Origin of the sequence: Mucilaginibacter sp. NFX135 (assembly GCF_048565145.1) — a bacterium.
GTDB lineage: Bacteria > Bacteroidota > Bacteroidia > Sphingobacteriales > Sphingobacteriaceae > Mucilaginibacter.
The window spans coordinates 4,463,546-4,482,738 of sequence record NZ_CP183412.1 but is presented as its reverse complement, the minus strand read 5'-3'; the positions used below and the strand labels follow the sequence as shown (position 1 = coordinate 4,482,738).

The window sequence follows — 19,193 nt, the reverse complement described above, 5'->3', positions numbered from 1 at the left end:
TGTGATTTGTGCTTGAACGGTATTTGCATATGCAAAAGAGACTAAAATCAGCACAATATTTTTGATGATAAAAATGAATTGCTTTCTCATGATCATTGGACTTTTGCTGATGAATCTGAACTGCTGGCACTAATTAGGATCCCGGTAAAAGTTGTTGAAGGAGCGGTGACCGGTGTGCGGTTGCCAATACTCCAGGTATGCGGATCAAATGGCGCAAGTGGCGGAAATTGGACATCATATGTGCCCGCAGGAACCTGGACCACCGTACTTCCGCTGGAAGGAAAATTATAGGTTATAGTGGTAGTGCCTCTGAACGTAGCCTGGAATCCGGACAATCCTGTACTATTGATCAGCGTAAATGGTATCATCTGCACATTACAGCTGCAAACCTGGTTGGCGTAGATCTGCCCATTGACATCATGATCATATTGAGCCTCCGCGTTCGCCGAAGCTTTTGTAGAAGAATAGTATTTATTAGCGGGAACCGAATAATTGGTGGAAGTTGGTATGGTTCCGGACGGGCAATTATTTCGTGCTATGGCAGGACTGCTGATGGCATCATTGGGAATGGTCATGTCATAATTGTGATAGCCATAGTTTTTTACAATGTTTCCCTGCCAATCCTTGACGTTTTTTAACCTTTGGAAAAAATCGTAATCAAAATTGGATGTCATGCCTTTTGTATCCGCTATGTTTTTTAATCCGTTAGGATCATAGGTGTAGGTTGTGATTTGTGCATCCGCTGGATACATGGCCAATTCATCAATAGATGAGCTGCCGCTAACCGAAGGGCCTACACTAAAACCTGCAGGAATCCGATGCTCATAATAGGTCCAGCCATTGTCAGACCGGAGTGCGGTCCCATCTATAAAACTTCCTGCAAAAACGGTTGCGGCCCCATTATTGCTCCAATAGGAAAGGATGTAATTTTTACCATTATCAATATAATATGGACTTATGGCACCGCTACTTAGCGGATAAACATTATTTCCAGTTGGTGCGGTAGGGTCGCCAACCGGGATCCCAGAATAAACCCATCCACCTTTTCCTCCTGATTCAAAACTGGTATAAGCGGCATTACTGACCGAGGCGTTTTTTATTTGAGCGACAGGGTTGGCGTTATTGTAATCCCAGATAACAAAGCTTGGAGTAGAATTTCGGGGCGTATATTGAATCAGGTTATTATGGAAATCATATTGATCTAAACTGATCATTTGAGTATATCGTGAATCATTTTGCAAGTTACCTGAAACTACTGATGAAGGCACAAAATTGGTTAATGGGGTGCTGACACGTAATTTTTTAATACGGTCAGGAACTATTGGATTTCCCCCGTTTCCAGTACCCTTAAAAAGATTGAGCTGCCCTGCCACAATCCCATTCACACCTGTAGTTACATTTTTAACAGAATCCCATTTTTCCACCAACTCTGCCTGCATATTTCTGTTTAGCATGCTGTCAAGAGTCATATTCCCAGGAGCATAATCAGCAGGGTATTTGTTGGTTGTTATATTGATATTCCCCTTACTGTCCGTATGATAGCTTCTGGAAACCTGCTGATGTTTGATATTGTCATATTTGTACGTTACCGCGGAGGTTGTGTATTTGCTTGGGTCGGTCTGATCATACAAGTAAGTGGTGTTACTGGTGACATAGTTATCATCAGATGTTATGCTGTAATTTTGAACGATAAACTGATTGATCGCGTTAGGGTTAAAACCACTTGCTGCATCATAGTGGGCGATACCCGGTGCGCCGGGGCCGTAAGCCCAGGCAGCTTCCGTGATTACCCACCCCGCCGTTTCATGTCTGTTAAAAGGAAAGGCGGTATAAGTACTGGAATCTTTTTTGACGATCTGATAGGTGCCGTCGCTTTTATGCAAATAATCCGTTTTGCTTAATAGCTGTCCCCTGCCATAAAAATTACTTTGGATGATCGGTGTACCGCCGATACTGGTTTGACGGTTATCGCCAATATCACGAAAATAATAATCGCTGCGTCCAACATTAGTTCCGGGCGTCCCTATATATTCAGTAACTGAGGGGTAAACTACCAATGCCTGGTCAAAAGGGGTAGGATCTACGCTTGGGTTAGAAACTATAGCCGTGTACCGTTCAGATCCGGATTTGCCCGAAGTAACTCCTGAATTGGCAGATCCCCAATATTCATGAGTGGAACTGTTTACGAAATAACTAAAATCCAATAAAAAATTAGCACGTGCCTTATTATATTGGTAGGTTTTTATGATCGGCGTTGGATTCACGCCATCGTAACTCTTAATGCTGGCTATGCGCAAGCCACCTGCTAATGCCAGGTTATTACTTTCGTCTGTATAACGATTGGTCTGGTAAGTAAAATCGGTATGTCCGCCTGTCGGAAAATAAATACTGGTTAATATTCCGGCCTGCATGTAAGTAGAATCAGAGATCCGGGGGTTGATCGCCGGATTAGGCTGGCCTATATTATAATTGATCGTATGGCCCTGGCCGTCATTAGCGGTAAATGTAAATTGGGGTATTAAGGAGGTGCTGTTATTCTTTCCATTATAATAACCCCAGTAGTCTTTGGCAAAAGTACCGCCAGGCGGCATAGCAATGGATGTATTATAGGTAAAACGGTAATGCTCCATAGTGGCCCCGCCGGCATCCTGTATTTGAATAGAATCCAACCTTAAACGGGTTGGGCTAAAATAACTTTTATAAAAAACGATTTTCTTCTGTAATTGATAGGTCTTTGTACTAAAGTTATATGCCATCACCCGGATAGCTTGCAGTGGATGGGTATTATTTCCAGGTTGCTGATCTTGTCTATTTGCCGTTTCGAGATCAAATACGACCTTCCCATTTTTAAATAGGATGGTATTTAAATCCTGTTCACCAACACTGTTTTGGACTGTTCCGTTATTAAAATGCGGTGTATATTTAGTCGTAAAAGGGCTTCCGGCGCCTGTATTAATTACCAAATCTTCTACGAGATCCTCTTGCCAGGCTTCCGCCGGATAAGTAATAGGCTGCGGCTGATAACTTAAGCTGATGGTATCTCTTCGATCCTGGGAAATCACATTATCCAGCATCCAACCGGTTGTTGATATGGTCGTATGCCCGGAGGATATACCGGAGGTTTGTTCGAAAGCGTTCCCAAATCCATAATTATTTCCATGCTCATCCAGGATAGTAAAATTTAGCCTGTAATAATTCTGATTGGTCGGCGTCGTATGTGTAATGGAAATAGGCGCAAATGGCAATAATGCCGGTTTTAATCCGTTGCTGCCTTCGAAGAAAAAATTGCCGTTATGCCCAGGGAAGTTATAGGAATAGATGTCCGGCTGAGAATCATAAGGAATAAACAAAACATTAGCAGCATAATCGATATCAGCATTTACAGAGTTGATATCTAACGAACTCTTCCACATACCCGGCTGCAGAAATCCGGTGCCTTCCTCATCAGGTAGGCCCATGATTTTTCGGTTGATACTTCCACCTGTCGAAACAGACCATCCCAATCCCACCCAACTGGCCACGTCTGAAACCTTGAAGCCCGAAGCATGATAGGAAAGAGTAACAGGCATTTCCAATCCACCTGACTGAATAGTATATAGGGGAATTGAAATATCCGGTACCCCCGTAAATAGGTTTACCTTATAATCACCATACTTGATAGCTGCGGCACTGTTTGGTGACTTGGGGAAAACATTAGGCAGGAAATAATTATCTCCGGTTGCTTGTGCTTTTACAAGGTTCGTCAATAAACAAAGAAGCATAACAAGGATAAAAAGGCCTGATAGTTTAGGTTTCATATTCAGAAAGTAATTTATAGCGATATGTTAAGTTTTAAGAATTTAAATGAGGCATTAATGAGCTCTCATTGTTATTAAAACCTTTTTAGCTGTCCGGGAAAATCCTGTCTAATTCTTTCATCATGATAGGTTTAAGTTAGTGTTGGTTTATTTAAAAATGAATGTAGAAGATACTTTCTATTGCAATAAAAAAATTTGAAAATATCAGAACTGTAATATTTATTTGATTTTACTTTAATGTCAATGGCCTTTTTGGCCTTGGTCACAGCACCAAATAATTAGAACCAGTTAAAATCATAATTGCATAAACAAATAGTTTAATTAGTGTCGGGCTGAGATTAACTTTTTGATTTCTTCTATTTGTTTTTGTTGCATCGTCAAACTACTTTTTAATTCTTCTATACTTTTATCTTTCTCAATTAAATATAAAGTCAGTTCTTCCACTTTCTTCATTAATAACTTGTTCATCTCTCCCAAGTTCAAACCCTCTTTGGCAATTTGCTGTTCAGATGGAATCTCTGGTAAATGTTGGTTTTGGTCGATGTAAGCTTTTACGTCCTGAAGTGACGGTAATTGGTAATCCTTTTTGAAAACATAATCAGGCCAGTTGGCTGATTCAACAGTAACTTGTTTTGATCGGATATTACCGTTTACCGATAAGGCTTCTTTTGGAGTTGTCGTGCCGATACCTACATTACCTGAAGCTTGTACCGTTAATGGGGCCGTACCAACGGATGCATTCCAAAGTCTAAAATCTGAGTTTTGAGATACATCCAACCTCCATGCCTGTACCCCCGTTTTATCTAAGGTCAACACTGGACCGGCTGTCGTAGCTAAATGCAGTTGTGTCGCCGGGGTTGTTGTACCAATACCAATATTGCCGGCAAAATAGTTATTATCCCCGATAGCAGTCTGATAAACACCATAGCCATTAGTAACGCCGGTACCTTTTACAGGGCTTATATAAACACCATAACCATTAGTAACCGTTCCGCCGTTAGTTGCGCTAACGCCACCTGCAACTAATGATGCTGCACCTGTAACCGTACCAGTACCCCGATGAATAACATTTCCACCAAAAGCAATAAGCCCCACAGTTGATGTTAGGTTTGAAGGAGTATTAAGGGTTCCCACCTGCCCCAAAAACGCATAATATGTCCCATCTGAAATGGCGGAGCTATTTGCAGTTAGTTGCGATGCCACCCCCGTCAATAACCCTGTTGCTGCTGTAGGGGCAGATACTATAGAAACTTGATGACTGCCTCCGGATGAGAAATTACCCCCCACGGTTAATAAGGATGACGGAGAAGTAGCGCCTATTCCTACATTTCCGGAGGTCGGAAATGAGTTTTGAGCGTAGCTGCTATATCCGGTTAACAAGCCTGCTAATAAAATTAGATAAAGAGGTTTCATAATGATTGGGTTAAAGGTTTGTTTAAATAATATACATCCAGTATCAATCTGCATTAGATTGTCAAGATCGGTTCTAAATTGCTATGGAAAGAATAAATGCGTTTGATTGAGGCCTTTTTGCGGGCTAGGGCTGAGGTTTCTTACTGTGATAATATCGTCATATACTATTGTTCAGGTGAGTCAAATATAATTTATTTATCCATCCAAACAATAGACCATCATAATATTTAACAATTCGTTTAAAACAATTGCTAATATTATCTGCTCCTGTAACAACTACTTTTTAAAACTTTGAACTATCGAATGACGATCAACAACAATATTTTTAAGGCTAAAGAGTCAGGTAATCAGTTGGATGATAAAACGATTATTGCCGAAGGAGAAGTGGTAGAGTACAAAGGAAAACCCGAGATGATCATAACTGACCCGTCAAAAATCAAGTTCTGATGTTATGCATGAACCCTTTATTATCCGGTAATTTACCAGGGGCTGGAACATGAATTTAAAGCAGGTTTCGAACGGTGCGGTTATATTTACCGTATTGCTGTGCTCATTGATGAAGAGACTGTTACCTTTGAGCCGGACGAGGGGTATACACCGAATTTGCGTCTTTTTTTGTTGCAATTGGGTGCATAAAATGGTGTTTGATAGAAACAAAAAAAACCTGCAATCATTTGATTTTCAGGTTTTAGTATCTTTCGATATTGTTTAAGTAGCATGAATGGGAGTTATTTTGAACATTCAATTGTTTTTTTTAGAAAATAATAGATATGATCACGATACGCGATGAACATCATGTTGACTTTGACGGAGCCGATAGATTAACTGGTCAGAACTTGTTCCGTATAGCTGCACAGATCGTAAAATATCCGTAATTCCGAGTATAATAAATTTAGATAACTACCCGGGAGGTTAGATTGATCCTGGCTTTCATAGATTTGATGGATTTAGCTATCCGGTGTTCCCAATTTTCCTGTAACCCCGCTTTCATGAGCAGGAACGAACCGTGTTCCAGCCGGACCGAATACTTTTCGCTGTGATTGTATTTATTGCGAATATCAAAGCTACGCACCTGTCCGAAACTAACGGACGCGATCACCGGGTATTTCCTAAAACGGATTCGCCACGCCACAGAATCGTTCCCGTCACGATAATAGTTCAGCAATACACTATTAAATTTCACCCCTGCCAGTGGTTCCACTAAGTGTTTGATCATTAATAGCTCCGGCGTCCAGGGATGGTTGACAAATCCCGCCCTGTATTCCAGCAGTTCCTCCGGCAATCCTTTGCTCTGACCTGCTTCTGCGAAAAAACTCAATTGTTCCATTGAAAAAAATATTTTACAAAGTTAATGAAATGCTAATATTTTTAGCATTGGTTTTGTAGTCTGCTTTTTGTCAGGATAGCAATTGTTTTAAAAGAGGGTCAAACCGAACTTCAACATACGCATACATAGACAACCAGGCGGAATAACAGGTATTGTAGTTGATAAATATTTTGAATTAGTATCCACAATGATGAATAAATAAACATAGGGTTATGAACGACATGAAAAAGGAAATAATCAGTCAACTGCAGAAGGATATCCTTTTGTGGGAGGGCTTTAAGCCTGGTCTGGCCGGCAAAAAAGATCTGATTGGCCTCGGACCGGTGGAGGCTGCTTTTCCAAATGGAGTATTCCCAAAGGCGTGATCCGGCTTTCCCGAGAGCCATGCCGCCAGTTTCGCGTTATTGGTGTACGTTTCCTACTGGCTGAAGTGCTATTACCCGGATGTATTTGCCACAGCCCTGCTCAATAGTATGCCGATGGGATTTTACCAGCCGGCCCAGATCATGATCGATGCGCAAAAACATACCGTTGAGGTTCGTTCCCCCGATGTGAACTATTCCCAATGGGATAATCTACTGGAGGAAAAATAGGCAAATATTATGCAATCCGTTTGGGCTTCAGGCAGGTAAAAGGACTTCGGCAGGAAGACATTCAGGTTTTATTAGAAAAAAAAGGGGAGGAATATAGCAGCATCAGTCAATTAAGTGATTCCGGTGTTTCGCAGGCTACTATTGAGCAATTAACTGACGCGGACGCGTTCAGATCAATGAATCTTGACCGCAGGGCAGCTTTATGGGAGGTCCCGGCATTGAATGATAAACCTATCGGCCTGTTTGAGGGACAACCTTCTGAAAGCACCAAAGAACCTCAAATTCAATTACCTTATATGACTCCCGGTGAACACGTCGTACAGGATTACGCTTCCATAGGTTTATCCTTAAAAGCGCACCCGGTAGGCTTCATCCGGGAAAAGTTAAGTATGCTTCATGTTTTACCGACGAAGAAGGTCAACACCGACGTGCAGGAGGGGCGGTTAATCAAGGTAGCAGGACTGGTATTGGTCAGGCAAAGACCCGGAACCGCGGGCGGCGTTTGCTTTATTACCATAGAAGATGAAACCGGCTTTACGAACCTGGTCGTTTTTGAAACGCTATTTGACAAATACCGCAAGGAAATATTACAAGCCAGACTTTTGATGGTGGAGGGCCGCTCCAGCGTGAGGGCATGGTCGTTCACGTTATTGTCACCCGCTGCTTCGACCTGTCTAAATTATTATAGGAGTTGGTACAACATAAACAAGAGGATCTGCCTTTATTGACACTTTCGCGGGCAGATGAAAAAAGCGCGCCATATCCGGCGGTTAATGAAAAGGCACAAGTACACGAGCAAACACGCAAGATATTTTATAAGGGGCGGAATTTCAAATAGTGAAAATAACTTCGGACAGCGCGAAAACCCTTCCTTCAACTCTTTGGACAGCGGGGGCTCAGCTATTAATCACCTCTTCATCTAATCTTCCAGCTATCAACCCCTTTTCCAAGTGTCCAACAGTCAACTTTTTTTTAAAAGGTTGTATCTTCCCTGTAATTGCGTTTAATAATGAATTTATTAGATCATAACCTTCTCCACTGAAGCAATCAGATGCCATAAACTTTGATACATATATATTAAATGTTTTTCCGTGCTAAAACCACTTTGATAAGTCAGGTAAATATTATACGGTCATTAAAAAATGTAACTAATTGAAATCATCGACAGTTGTAGGTTCTGTTTTTTTAATATGAGTAAATGTTTTAAATAAACTGTTAAATATTATTGGAGCCTGTTTGTTTGAAATGATAAATAATTATATTTGAAGCACCTTGCAATTCAAAAATATAACTTATCACAATGATAGAATTCAATCACCCCCTCGAGTCCGTAAAGGACTATTCCAATAGCCATGTATAAATATTGAAAAGCTGCGCCTCCTTGTCGGGTTGGCTGGTGCTCTTTTGTGCTTTTTAATACCAACCCTACGCAAATTTAAACTTAGATTAATCTGTGAAACCTTATTATTTGACCCTGGGGGTTATCTTATTTGCGACATAGCTGTATGAAAAAAACTTTCCTTCTAGCGTTAGCCACTTTAACTGGGATACATTTTGTAGATGCGCAAACCAAGACGGTTACTGTTGACGCCAACGACGTGTTAAACAATCACACTAAAATCGTAGCGCAAAAAGTCAATTCAGCCTGGCCTGATTATGTTTTCAAAAAGGACTACCAGTTACCCTCTCTTCAAGAAGTAAAAGCCTACATCGATCGGAATCAACACTTACCCGAAATTCCATCCGAGCAAAAGATGGTTTGAACTTGGGAGAGATGAATAAGCTATTGATGAAGAAGATGGAAGAAATGACCTTGTATATGAATGAGGCCAAAGATGAAATAAACGAGTTAAAAAAACAGATTCAGGACTTGAAAAAACAAATCGAATAGATATTATGAAAAAAAACTTACTTCTCACATTGGTTGCTTTAACAGGAATGCATTTTGTAAATGCGCAAACCAAGACGGTTACAGTTGACGCAAATGATGCGTTAAACAACAATACCAAAATCGTCGCGCAAACCTCTACCGGTCAGATATTTTTCACCGGGCATCAATTAGGGGCAACCTATGCCTATCCTTCTGCCGGTATATTCAGGGCATGGACAGATAATCCAACAGGAGCGTCCAATATTTTTTTTGACGGGATTGCTGCAGGGACGACGAAATTTAGCGTTAGAGCGGATGGTCAGGGCTATTTTGCGGGTAATGTTGGTATCGGAACAACAACTCCAAATGGAAAACTTGACATAGCCACCTCAACAGCATCTGGTCAATCTGATATATTACAACGATACACGTGGTTAGGTGATTTAACCAATTGGGGGTTACGTCTTGAACAACAATTTAATGCCCCATTAAGTAGTATACAATACAATTGGATTATGAGAAAGGGTACCAGCACAGATATTCCTGTAATGTCATTTGCTGGAGGAAACGTTGGTATAAACACGACAGATAATGCTAACTGGAATCTGGTAAATTCGCCTTATAAACTAGCCGTAAACGGAAGCGTCATCGCCACTTCTATGACCGTCAAACTCAATTCGGCCTGGCCAGACTATGTTTTCAAAAAAGATTATCAATTACCATCCCTTCAGGAAGTTAAAGCTTACATCGACCAGAACCAACATTTACCCGAAATTCCATCAGAGCAGCAAATAGCCAAAGATGGCTTAAATCTGGGCGAGATGAATAAGCTATTAATGAAGAAAGTGGAGGAACTGACTTTGTATTTGATTGAGAAAGACCAAAAAGAAGTTCAGCAGGCGAAAATCAATAAAATGCAGGAAGAAAGGATCCATAAACTGGAACAACAATTGGATTTACTATTAAACAAAAGCAATAATTAATATAATCATTCATTTCATGAAAAGAATCTACATCGGATTACTCTTGATATTTTTATGCAGTAACGCCATCGCTCAAACTTATGGCAGTTTATCGTCCAATAACAATGGAGTGGGAAACTGGGTCAATATAGGAACTGCAAACTTACCACAAGGGGGCTTTGATGCCTATATTAGGATTATTGGCGGAGCCGGTTATAATGCCAATATCGGTCAGATGGGACATGTCGAACTGCACATCATGTCCAGTAACTCCGTTAATGTTGATGGCAACGGTTTCGGCTTTGCCGCAACAGCCACCTCCTATGGCAGAAGTAATTTTATATCTCAAATTCACATTGTACCCAATAATAGTGGTGTTAATGCAAATGCCTTCACCATTTATGCCTACTGTGGTCCTTATTCTGGAAATACTTTTTATTCTGCAGAAGTTTCACCTGGTTGTAGTTGGACATCAAGTAATACCTTAGCCAGTGGTACTCCAGGAGGATATAATGTTCCATTTGAATGCCAAATCAATGGTAATTCCTTTTTAATAGGGTCAGTAGGTGTAAACACCAATTATGTACCAGTGGGCTATCAGTTTGCAGTTAACGGAAGCATGATCGCTACATCTGCCACGGTGCAATTAAGAAATTCCTGGCCTGATTATGTTTTCAAAAAGGGTTATCAGCTACCATCTCTTCAAGAAGTTAAAGCATACATCGATCAGAATCAACACTTACCGGAAATACCATCAGAGCAGCAAATTGCTAAAGACGGCTTGAACCTGGGTGAAATGAATAAGTTGTTAATGAAGAAAGTGGAGGAGTTGACGTTGTATTTGATTGAAAAGGACAAGGAGAAGAAGGAACAAGAAAGTATCAATAGCGTATTTCGCGACCAAATTACATGGTTAATTAAACAAAACGAAACTCTTCATGGATTATTAATCAAGAATTTACATCCCAAAAAAGTAAAGGAATAAAAATTTTATTCTCTAAACAAAACCTTATCCTAAATCCCATTCTTATATAGCCCTTATCCCGTTTATAATAATCTCAATGAAGAAATACCTGTTCTTAAGCATTATACTAAATGCCTGCTTTATCTCAATTTGTGCTGCTCAAACAGCAAGTGACATAGTGTTAATGAATTCTAACCCAAGTTTGCAAAGTCCGAATGTTAGTGCTTTGGGTAACTTTGGCGATATCCCAGTTTCCCCTTATACTGGCGCGGCAAATATTTCTATTCCTATTGGAGAGATTACGAATGGAACTATTAAAGTACCCATTAGTTTATCTTATTACACACAAGGATGCAGGCCAGATGAACATCCATCTTGGGTTGGCCTAAATTGGAGTCTAAGTGCCGGAGGTGTAATTACCCGTCATACAAATGGGTACTTCGATGAGCAGGAGCGTCGGAGTGGGGAACGTACATCTTACGTCGACGAATTTAGCACCCTTGCCGCAAGTAATTGGAATCAGCAAGGTTATCTGGATCAGATCGGTGGTGGTGCTAATGAATATCGACGTGATTATGCTCCGGACGAATTTAGCTTCTCATTTAACGGGATCAGCGGAAGCTTTTTACTTAATCATGAAGGAAAATGGGTGGTTATTTCGAAGGATAATCTGACATTAAAGGTTGAACATGAAATAAGCACTTCATATCAAATGAGCACCCCTACTGCGGAAACATATCAGGTTCCCAGAGCGATCACTAAGTTCGTAATAACTGCAAATGATGGAACAGTATATGTTTTTGGAAAAGATCAAAATGCCATAGAGTTTTCGTGTGTGGCAGTGCCAACAGATGTGGCCAGTTATAATATTGATCCCCAAAGCTCTCCGGTACCACCTCCCAATAAGGTTCAGCTTGGTTCTATAAAGGGAAATATACAGGCTAGCGCTTGGTTGTTATCAGAAGTAATATCGCCTGCAGGGCGTCATGTCAAGTTTTATTACGATCGCAAATACACCATTAAACAAACGGTTTATACTGATATTAAATTTACTGAGCCTGCCATTTGGCGCTTTAATAAATATGATGTGAATCAGGTTGATCAGTATTTAGTCAATTCATCTTATCTGGACAGAATTGAAACAGATAATGGGACTATATGTACTTTTTTAAAATCAATAAGTAATGAATTGGCTTATCCGGAGAGGGTGAAACCTCTTACCGGAGACACTTTTTTTCCATATCTATTTCCTTCACTTACAAAAACTTTTTATAAACTGGATAAGCTGGAAATAACTACCAATGGTACTTTGATAAAACAAGTTGGGCTTAACTATATCGAGAATAATCAGCAAAGACTCATGCTTGAAGCAGTTAAATTTAAATCGGTACCCAATACAAACGGTGAATATAAATATGCATTTGAGTACAATCAAACACCATTGCCTCCTTATAATTCCGGACAAGAGGACCACTGGGGGTTTTATAATGGGAAAAACTTATGGGATGGGGCCAGTAGCCAAAATCAAACCACTATTCCTAATGTAAATAATTATTATGCATCCAGAGAGCCCGATTCAATTTTAATGAAAGCAGGTGTACTATCAAAGATGACTTATCCTTCAGGGGGATATTCTTTATTTTTCTTTGAACCGCATACATATAGTACAATAGTTAATCAAACCCCTTCTATGAATCTTCAACTCTTAACTAATAATAAAATGGCTGGCGGTTTAAGAATCAGAAGAATTGAAAATTATGATGCGATTTCTACCACACCAATTATAAAAGAGTTTTATTATAATAAAAACTATGTGAATAATGGAAGTTTATCAAGTGGTGTTCTTTCGCAAAACCCGGTATATTATTATGAAAAGTTAAAAACAACGAGTGGAACACTCAATAGCTATCATCTTTCGAGTGCTCCATTGAATTACCTTAATACAACCAATGGCAACCATATAACTTATACAGAGGTAACTGAAAAAAGCAATGAAGGTTATCATGTATACAGTTATACCAATCATGATAACGGCTACATGGATAAAGATCCATTTTTGGCAATTGGGAATCCTTTATTTAGTAGAGATATATCTAAATTAGAACTTGAACGAGGGCGGCTTCTAGGCGATAAAATATATTCAAAGGACAAATTCCTGCTTCAGGAAACTATTAATGAATATAATGATGATGTAAACAGGTACAATAATTATGTGAGATCAATTCAATCTACTGAACATAATAGGACGCCGTATGCTATTTATACTTTTCACCCATATTTAAAAAAGCAGACTGTTAAAATATATAACACTCAGGGGTTAAATCCGTTGGTTAGGGCAACTGATTTTACCTATGATCCCAATTATAGGTTGGTAACGGATGAAAAGCTGACTAACAGTAAAGGAGCCCAAAAAGCGATTAATTATCTTTACCCATTTAATAATAGTTCAGGAACCACTTACCCCAAGATGGTTACTGCTAATATGTTGGCCTATCCTATCCAAATTAGTACAGTTGTAAATACGCAGGCTACATATAAGATGATTAACTATAACGAATTTCCAACGGGTTCGGGCTTTTATTATCCTCAAAATATAAAAAACCGATATTCTTTAAATGGAGATGATGTGACTGATATTCAGTTTGATGCTTACGACAGCGGAAATGTTTTACAGCAGACAAAAAAGGGGATAATAGAAAGCTTTGAATGGGGGTATAATAAAACCCTGCCGATTGCAAAAGTTATTAATGCTGCAAATACATTAAAAACAACGATGACCTCCGGCGGAAATGGTTTTTCCATACAGTTCCTAAGTGCAAGCAGAGACGCTGCTACCCGGCAATTTATCGTAGGTGCAGATGGTACCATCAGTTTATCAATTGATTTTGGAGGTGATGAGGGGAGTGGTACCGTTCGTGCAGAGGTGACTATAGAGATTAATGGGCCAAATAACGCTGGTTCCGGCCCTTTTTCGCTTTGTTTAGCTACTGGAAGTGCCAGTTGTGGGAATTATTCGTCAAACAGGGTTCTTACCGGCTTACCTCCCGGGAATTATACACTGACTGCCAGTATTTATGATGCGCAAAACCTGATTGTCCCCGTTAATCTTTCCGTTGCCTATTCGGTGTCGATACCTGTCATTTCCGGATCTAAAGATTTTTATTATGACAGCTTTGAAGAGAGTGGAGGGAACAGTGCCATTAACGATTGCAGGACTGGTCATTTAAGTTATATCGGGGCATATAACAAAACATTAAACAACCTGGCAGCACGAAGTTATATACTGAGTTACTGGAAAAAAACAGGAAGTTCCTGGTCATTACAAAAATTGTCCACAGGGCCCATAACAGGAGGCACTTATACAATAAGTATACCTAACGGACAGATTGATGATGTACGGTTCTACCCGGTTGACGCACAGATGTTCACGTATACGTATGACCCCTTGGTTGGAATGACAAGTTCCACGGATCCGAAAGATGAGACAACTTATTACGAATATGATGGTTTTCAACGGTTGATGAATATCCGTGAAAAGAACCAGAACATCATTAAACATATTGACTATCACTATCAAGGACAATAATCATACGCATAGATGAATCACATCAAGATGAAAACACAATCACATCTAACAATTGGTAACATTGGGGTTAAGGCAACTTGGTTATGCTTACTGATATTATTGAGCCATGGAGTAAAGGCTCAGTATATTCCGAATCCTGCACAATTGAGCACACCCGCCACTGCGCCTGGCAATTATTACAATGAAAATAGTATAGTATTATCTCCTGGTTTTTCGGCTACAGCTACCAGTACCAATTCTTATAGTTACTACATCAATACCCCGGAATGTTTGCCACTTGGCACCAAACTAAGTCAGAATCTAACCTATATACTAACATCAATACCCCGAGAAGCTGGTATAGCTGATCCATCAAGCGGAAGTAACAGTACCTGTCAGGTCATGCAGACGGTTCAGTATTTTGATGGACTTGGGCGGGCACTACAGACAATACAGGTAAAAGGTAGTACGCTTAATAAAGATGTGGTACAACCGATGGCCTATGATCAATTCGGTAGGGAGGCCACCAAATACCTGCCTTATGCGCTAATCAGTGGGATTAGTGACGGTAGCTATAAATCCGATGCGCTGACATCTCAACAACAGTTTTATACCACTCCGCCCACAGGTGTGAGCCAGATCAACTATCCCTCAGCGAGCACAGCATTTGAGCCATCTCCTTTAAATAGGGTAATAGAACAAGGGGCGCCCGGTATTCCCTGGCAACTATTCAGCAGTAATATACAAGGCAGCGGACATACGGAAAGAATGGCCTATGGTACCAATACAGGTAGCGATGTGATTCAATGGTCGGTAAACGCTAATGGAAATGGTTTAATTGGTGGCAATACCAACTATACAGCGGGCCAGTTATCTGCGACAACGTCTACAGATGAGAACGGGAATAATAAGATAGAATATAAAGATAAGGAGGGCTTACTGGTTTGCAGAAAAATACAAATGACTGCTACTACTTACCAGATCATCAATTATGTTTACGATGACCTGAATAACCTGGTTTATGTTCTTCCTCAACTACCTGCTGGAACCGCCTATCCGGCAAACTTCCTGGAAACCGATGGTATATTCATCAACTTTGTGTATGGCTATCACTATGACAGCAAAAACCGGTTGATAGAACAAAAAATACCGGGCAAGGGTTGGGAGTTTATGGTCTATAATAAAATGGACAGGGTAATCTTTAGTCAGGATGCGAACCAACGTTCACAGAGCCCGCAGGTATGGACATATACTCAATATGATGTAATGGGTAGAGTAGCAATCACTGGGTTATGGTCATCTACAGGAGCATCCGGCAGTGCGGCAGATACAAATATCCCGTCCCCAAGCAGGGCACTGGAACAATGGCTGCTAAACTGGGCGAATAATCAAACCTCCTTTTGGTTAGACAAAAACCCAAGCACAAACACCGGTTATAGCACAGCTGATCCGCAAGGTGTTGTCCTAAATATCAACTATTATGATGATTACGCCTTTCCTGAAAAACCATATCTGCCAACAATAAGTGGCACAATGTCCACACCAACTGGATTGTTGACTGCCACTAAAACTACGGTTTTAAATGCGGATGGTACTTACGGATCGAAACTATGGACGTTGCACTATTATGATGACAAGGGGCGCGAAGTCCAAACGTTTAAACAGCACTACCTCGGCGGCGTAGCCAGCCCTTATAATTATGACCAGATCACCAATAGTTATAATGATATCACCGAAGAGCTAACTGACAGTAAACGGGAACATTACACCAAAAATGCCAATAATACAGACAAATTAAAAGGCGTGACGATAACCAATACCTTTGTGTATGATCATGTGGGACGCAAGATCCAGACCAAAGAGCAGATCGATAACAATCCCTTAGTATTGCTGTCGCAAAATGATTACAACGAGATCGGACAGGTGATGGCTAAACACTTGCACGGCGCGAACGGTACGGCTCCATTCCTGCAGGATATCAATTATTCCTATAACGAAAGAGGCTGGCTGTCAAAGATTAATGACCCTGGTGTAGCTGTGTCAACCAAACGATTGTTTGCCGAACAGTTGAGTTATAACCTGCCGGTTAATGGGGCGGTACCTCAGTTCAATGGAAACGTATCAGAGCAAGTATATAATGCCGGGATCAGCAGTAAACAAAATGTTAAATACAGCTACGATGCCCTGAATAGGCTAACCAATGGTATCAGCAGTGCGGGATTTAGCGAAAGTAGCATCAGCTATGACGAATTAGGGAATATCAAAAATCTGACCAGGGGAACAAATGCTTCCTATGGATACAGCTATGTTGGGAATCAATTACAGGTAGTAACAGGGTTGACAGCTAATACATATACCTATGACTCGAACGGGAATATGAATCATGACGGGAGGAACAATAATAACATAGCCTATAATTTGTTGAATCTACCGAGAAGCGTAACCGGAAGCACAAGCATCTCTTATGTATATGATGCGTCTGGCGAAAAGTTAAGAAAGACTAACAGCAACACAGTAACGGACTATATTGACGGGATACAATACACTACAACGGGTAATGGAACACCGGTTATGGATTTTATACAAACTGAAGAAGGAAGGGTTAATAAGAGCGGAATAAACTATGTATATGAATACACACTGACTGATCACCTGGGTAATAATCGGGTAGCGTTTGACCAAACGAATGGCAAGGTAGGCGAAGATGATTACTATCCTTTTGGATTAAACGTGCACCGGCAAGTAAACGCAGGAAATAAGTATCTTTACAATAAGAAGGAATTACAGGAGGAACTGAACCAGTACGATTACGGCGCCAGGTTCTATGATCCGGTCATTGCCAGGTGGACGAGTGTAGATCCGTTGGCAGAGAAAGGAAGAAGGTGGAGTCCTTATGTCTATGGATTTAATGATCCCATTAGATTCGTTGATCCGGATGGTATGTGGCCGGATTGGGGGAAAATTGCATACTTTGCTGGTAAGGTCGCTCAAAACTTACAAGAGGGATGGAATAATTTAAGGGCAACCATGCGCCAGACTCCTATGCAAACCGCGGACGCCATAAGCAAAGGATTGAGTAATGGCAGTATAAAAAATGCATTAGTCGGAGCCGTTGTTCACAATACGGTCAAGGCGGTTACTGGAACAAACACCGATAAGCTTGAAGTTGCAGCGGTTGTTACTGGCGAGATAATCCAGTTAGGTTTACCTGGAGGGGATATTGGCAAAGCTAGCGATGTTGCTAAAATGGGCAGGGCTGCAAGAATGGGGGAACTTGAGGCGGCTGTCGGAGCAAAAGCAAGTGACTTAAATGCAGCGGGTAGTTATCCAGCAACAGTTGGTGGTGCCGAATTGAACGGACAAACAGCTATTGCTACAAGTGGTGCACCACCTACAGTTGTTGCACCTCAATTAGAAGAGGCAGCACAGTCATTAGGTGGAATCGGAGCAAAAACATCAGCTGGAACAGTAGGTGCATGTTGTGAAGTACATGCCGCAAACGAATTATTGTTGAAGAATCCAAAAGCTATGCCACAAGATATAAATCTAACGCCTGCTATAAGACCAAGAACCGGACAAGTAGTGCCAATGTGTGACAATTGTAAGGTTATATTTAAGAAAAATTAACGGACTATGATTACTGAATTAGAACAAGAAACGCTAGACATAGATTGGTTTTTTATTAGTGGCGAAAGTATTGCCTTTGTTGCATCTGGTGGTGGAAAATTGCCTGCATCTGTAGCCAAATCACTTGAAAGGAATCAAATGTTGGCCTCCTTTTTTAGAGGCCTACCTGTAAGGTCTGAAATAATTATTAATCCTGATTTAAATAGCGTGGTTACTACGGCGATCGATGAAAGATACCTTGCTGATTTTATGCACATGGCAGAAAGAGGGCTTTACTCATTTGATAAAACAGTATTAAACAACTTTTCCGAACCGCACTATCATCTAGTGGCGAGACCCGTTACTCCACTTAAACTTGATCAGTTACCTGCTGAAATAAGAGAGATTATATCTGAGTCTCAATATTCTGGAGACATAGAATCAACGATAGATACTAATTTGATATTATAGATAGTTTGGACACACAGCCGCAAGCGTCTCGTTTGTGGTAACCGAAGGCTGATAATAAAACCAAGCCCAGCTTTATGAGAGCTGGGCTTTACTTTTTATAAGCTAACCTTGTTTTAGCATGTTGGATCAAGGCCATCAAAGGCGTACATGATGTGCTCTCTGACCCAAGGCTGTCATGTGGATGCCGTCTGGCTGCACTTGTGTAGGATCATTCGGGTTATAAAAATTGTTTGTAAAGCCAACATTAATCGGATAATTGATCCAGTCCTGCGCTAGCTTTTCAATATTTAAGTTCATATCATCAATGGCGTCTTGGGTGGTATAATCATTAGCATATTGATAAGTAGGCATATGAATGGCAGTGTTTAAAATAAATGGAGGAGCAGAACCTGGATTGTTTTGCAGTATACCCGCATAGTCCAGTCTAATCTCGCCGGAAATCAATTTTATCATCGCCGTATTTCCCCCTGTGCTTTTAGCGGAAGGTATAATGATACAATCGGGGGAAAGTGTATAATCAATTGACCCGTACCAGCCGATATCAGCTCTGGGCGAGGAGTAATTGGTGTTAATAGTTTTATATAAATTCCCATTCAGATAAACTTGAAAGCTACCGGATTTAGCG

The 19,193-nt window shown here is 40.6% G+C and carries 14 protein-coding genes; 10 read left to right on the top strand and 4 right to left on the bottom strand.

What is annotated here, in order from left to right; genetic code table 11:
* Window positions 1-92 precede the first annotated feature (92 nt).
* Window positions 93-3,797 (bottom strand): DUF5977 domain-containing protein, encoded by a 3,705-nt coding sequence (locus ACNURT_RS18555; protein ID WP_419698988.1) that lies wholly within the window; start codon window positions 3,795-3,797, stop codon window positions 93-95.
* 321 nt (window positions 3,798-4,118) lie between these two features.
* Window positions 4,119-5,210, bottom strand: a complete 1,092-nt coding sequence (locus tag ACNURT_RS18550; protein WP_419698987.1) for a hypothetical protein — start codon at window positions 5,208-5,210, stop codon at window positions 4,119-4,121.
* A 303-nt stretch (window positions 5,211-5,513) separates the two neighbouring features.
* Between ACNURT_RS18550 and ACNURT_RS18545 the strand changes: the two genes are divergently transcribed.
* Window positions 5,514-5,657, top strand: a complete 144-nt coding sequence (locus ACNURT_RS18545; RefSeq protein ID WP_419698986.1) for a hypothetical protein — start codon at window positions 5,514-5,516, stop codon at window positions 5,655-5,657.
* A 445-nt stretch (window positions 5,658-6,102) separates the two neighbouring features.
* Here the strand turns inward: ACNURT_RS18545 and ACNURT_RS18540 are convergent, their stop codons facing one another.
* On the bottom strand, window positions 6,103-6,537 hold the full coding sequence (locus tag ACNURT_RS18540; RefSeq protein WP_419698985.1) for an alpha-ketoglutarate-dependent dioxygenase AlkB family protein: 435 nt from the start codon (window positions 6,535-6,537) through the stop codon (window positions 6,103-6,105).
* A gap of 221 nt (window positions 6,538-6,758) precedes the next feature.
* Between ACNURT_RS18540 and ACNURT_RS18535 the strand changes: the two genes are divergently transcribed.
* The 9 genes from ACNURT_RS18535 to ACNURT_RS18495 all read left to right on the top strand — a co-directional run bounded on the left by ACNURT_RS18535 (window position 6,759) and on the right by ACNURT_RS18495 (window position 18,568).
* Complete coding sequence (locus ACNURT_RS18535) at window positions 6,759-6,902, top strand: hypothetical protein (protein ID WP_419698984.1); 144 nt, start codon at window positions 6,759-6,761, stop codon at window positions 6,900-6,902.
* A gap of 42 nt (window positions 6,903-6,944) precedes the next feature.
* Complete coding sequence (locus tag ACNURT_RS18530; protein WP_419698983.1) at window positions 6,945-7,130, top strand: hypothetical protein; 186 nt, start codon at window positions 6,945-6,947, stop codon at window positions 7,128-7,130.
* Between the two features lie 20 nt (window positions 7,131-7,150).
* Window positions 7,151-7,858 (top strand): OB-fold nucleic acid binding domain-containing protein, encoded by a 708-nt coding sequence (locus tag ACNURT_RS18525; RefSeq protein WP_419698982.1) that lies wholly within the window; start codon window positions 7,151-7,153, stop codon window positions 7,856-7,858.
* Between the two features lie 777 nt (window positions 7,859-8,635).
* Entirely contained in the window at window positions 8,636-8,893 is a 258-nt protein-coding gene (locus ACNURT_RS18520; protein WP_419698981.1) for a hypothetical protein, read from the top strand.
* 133 nt (window positions 8,894-9,026) lie between these two features.
* The gene (locus ACNURT_RS18515) at window positions 9,027-9,983 is read left to right on the top strand and encodes a hypothetical protein (protein WP_419698980.1); all 957 of its coding nucleotides are present in this window, start codon (window positions 9,027-9,029) and stop codon (window positions 9,981-9,983) included.
* Window positions 9,984-9,999: 16 nt separating this feature from the next.
* Window positions 10,000-10,947, top strand: a complete 948-nt coding sequence (locus ACNURT_RS18510) for a hypothetical protein (protein ID WP_419698979.1) — start codon at window positions 10,000-10,002, stop codon at window positions 10,945-10,947.
* A 76-nt stretch (window positions 10,948-11,023) separates the two neighbouring features.
* On the top strand, window positions 11,024-14,512 hold the full coding sequence (locus ACNURT_RS18505; RefSeq protein WP_419698978.1) for a hypothetical protein: 3,489 nt from the start codon (window positions 11,024-11,026) through the stop codon (window positions 14,510-14,512).
* 27 nt (window positions 14,513-14,539) lie between these two features.
* The gene (locus ACNURT_RS18500; protein WP_419698977.1) at window positions 14,540-18,118 is read left to right on the top strand and encodes a DUF6443 domain-containing protein; all 3,579 of its coding nucleotides are present in this window, start codon (window positions 14,540-14,542) and stop codon (window positions 18,116-18,118) included.
* Between the two features lie 6 nt (window positions 18,119-18,124).
* Window positions 18,125-18,568 carry a hypothetical protein gene (locus ACNURT_RS18495; protein WP_419698976.1) on the top strand — a complete coding sequence of 148 codons (444 nt, stop codon included), beginning with the start codon at window positions 18,125-18,127 and terminating at the stop codon, window positions 18,566-18,568.
* Between the two features lie 135 nt (window positions 18,569-18,703).
* Here the strand turns inward: ACNURT_RS18495 and ACNURT_RS18490 are convergent, their stop codons facing one another.
* On the bottom strand, window positions 18,704-19,021 hold the full coding sequence (locus tag ACNURT_RS18490) for a hypothetical protein (RefSeq protein ID WP_419698975.1): 318 nt from the start codon (window positions 19,019-19,021) through the stop codon (window positions 18,704-18,706).
* Window positions 19,022-19,193: the final 172 nt, after the last annotated feature.

Bases quoted from the DNA above. Each gene is read 5' to 3' on its own strand.
- ACNURT_RS18505 (WP_419698978.1), top strand. From the start codon at position 11,024: ATGAAGAAATACCTGTTCTTAAGCATTATACTAAATGCCTGCTTTATC.
- ACNURT_RS18555 (WP_419698988.1), bottom strand. From the start codon at position 3,797: ATGAAACCTAAACTATCAGGCCTTTTTATCCTTGTTATGCTTCTTTGT.
- ACNURT_RS18515 (WP_419698980.1), top strand. From the start codon at position 9,027: ATGAAAAAAAACTTACTTCTCACATTGGTTGCTTTAACAGGAATGCAT.
- ACNURT_RS18545 (WP_419698986.1), top strand. From the start codon at position 5,514: ATGACGATCAACAACAATATTTTTAAGGCTAAAGAGTCAGGTAATCAG.
- ACNURT_RS18510 (WP_419698979.1), top strand. From the start codon at position 10,000: ATGAAAAGAATCTACATCGGATTACTCTTGATATTTTTATGCAGTAAC.
- ACNURT_RS18490 (WP_419698975.1), bottom strand. From the start codon at position 19,021: ATGATAAAATTGATTTCCGGCGAGATTAGACTGGACTATGCGGGTATA.
- ACNURT_RS18550 (WP_419698987.1), bottom strand. From the start codon at position 5,210: ATGAAACCTCTTTATCTAATTTTATTAGCAGGCTTGTTAACCGGATAT.
- ACNURT_RS18535 (WP_419698984.1), top strand. From the start codon at position 6,759: ATGAAAAAGGAAATAATCAGTCAACTGCAGAAGGATATCCTTTTGTGG.
- ACNURT_RS18520 (WP_419698981.1), top strand. From the start codon at position 8,636: ATGAAAAAAACTTTCCTTCTAGCGTTAGCCACTTTAACTGGGATACAT.
- ACNURT_RS18540 (WP_419698985.1), bottom strand. From the start codon at position 6,537: ATGGAACAATTGAGTTTTTTCGCAGAAGCAGGTCAGAGCAAAGGATTG.
- ACNURT_RS18495 (WP_419698976.1), top strand. From the start codon at position 18,125: ATGATTACTGAATTAGAACAAGAAACGCTAGACATAGATTGGTTTTTT.
- ACNURT_RS18500 (WP_419698977.1), top strand. From the start codon at position 14,540: ATGAAAACACAATCACATCTAACAATTGGTAACATTGGGGTTAAGGCA.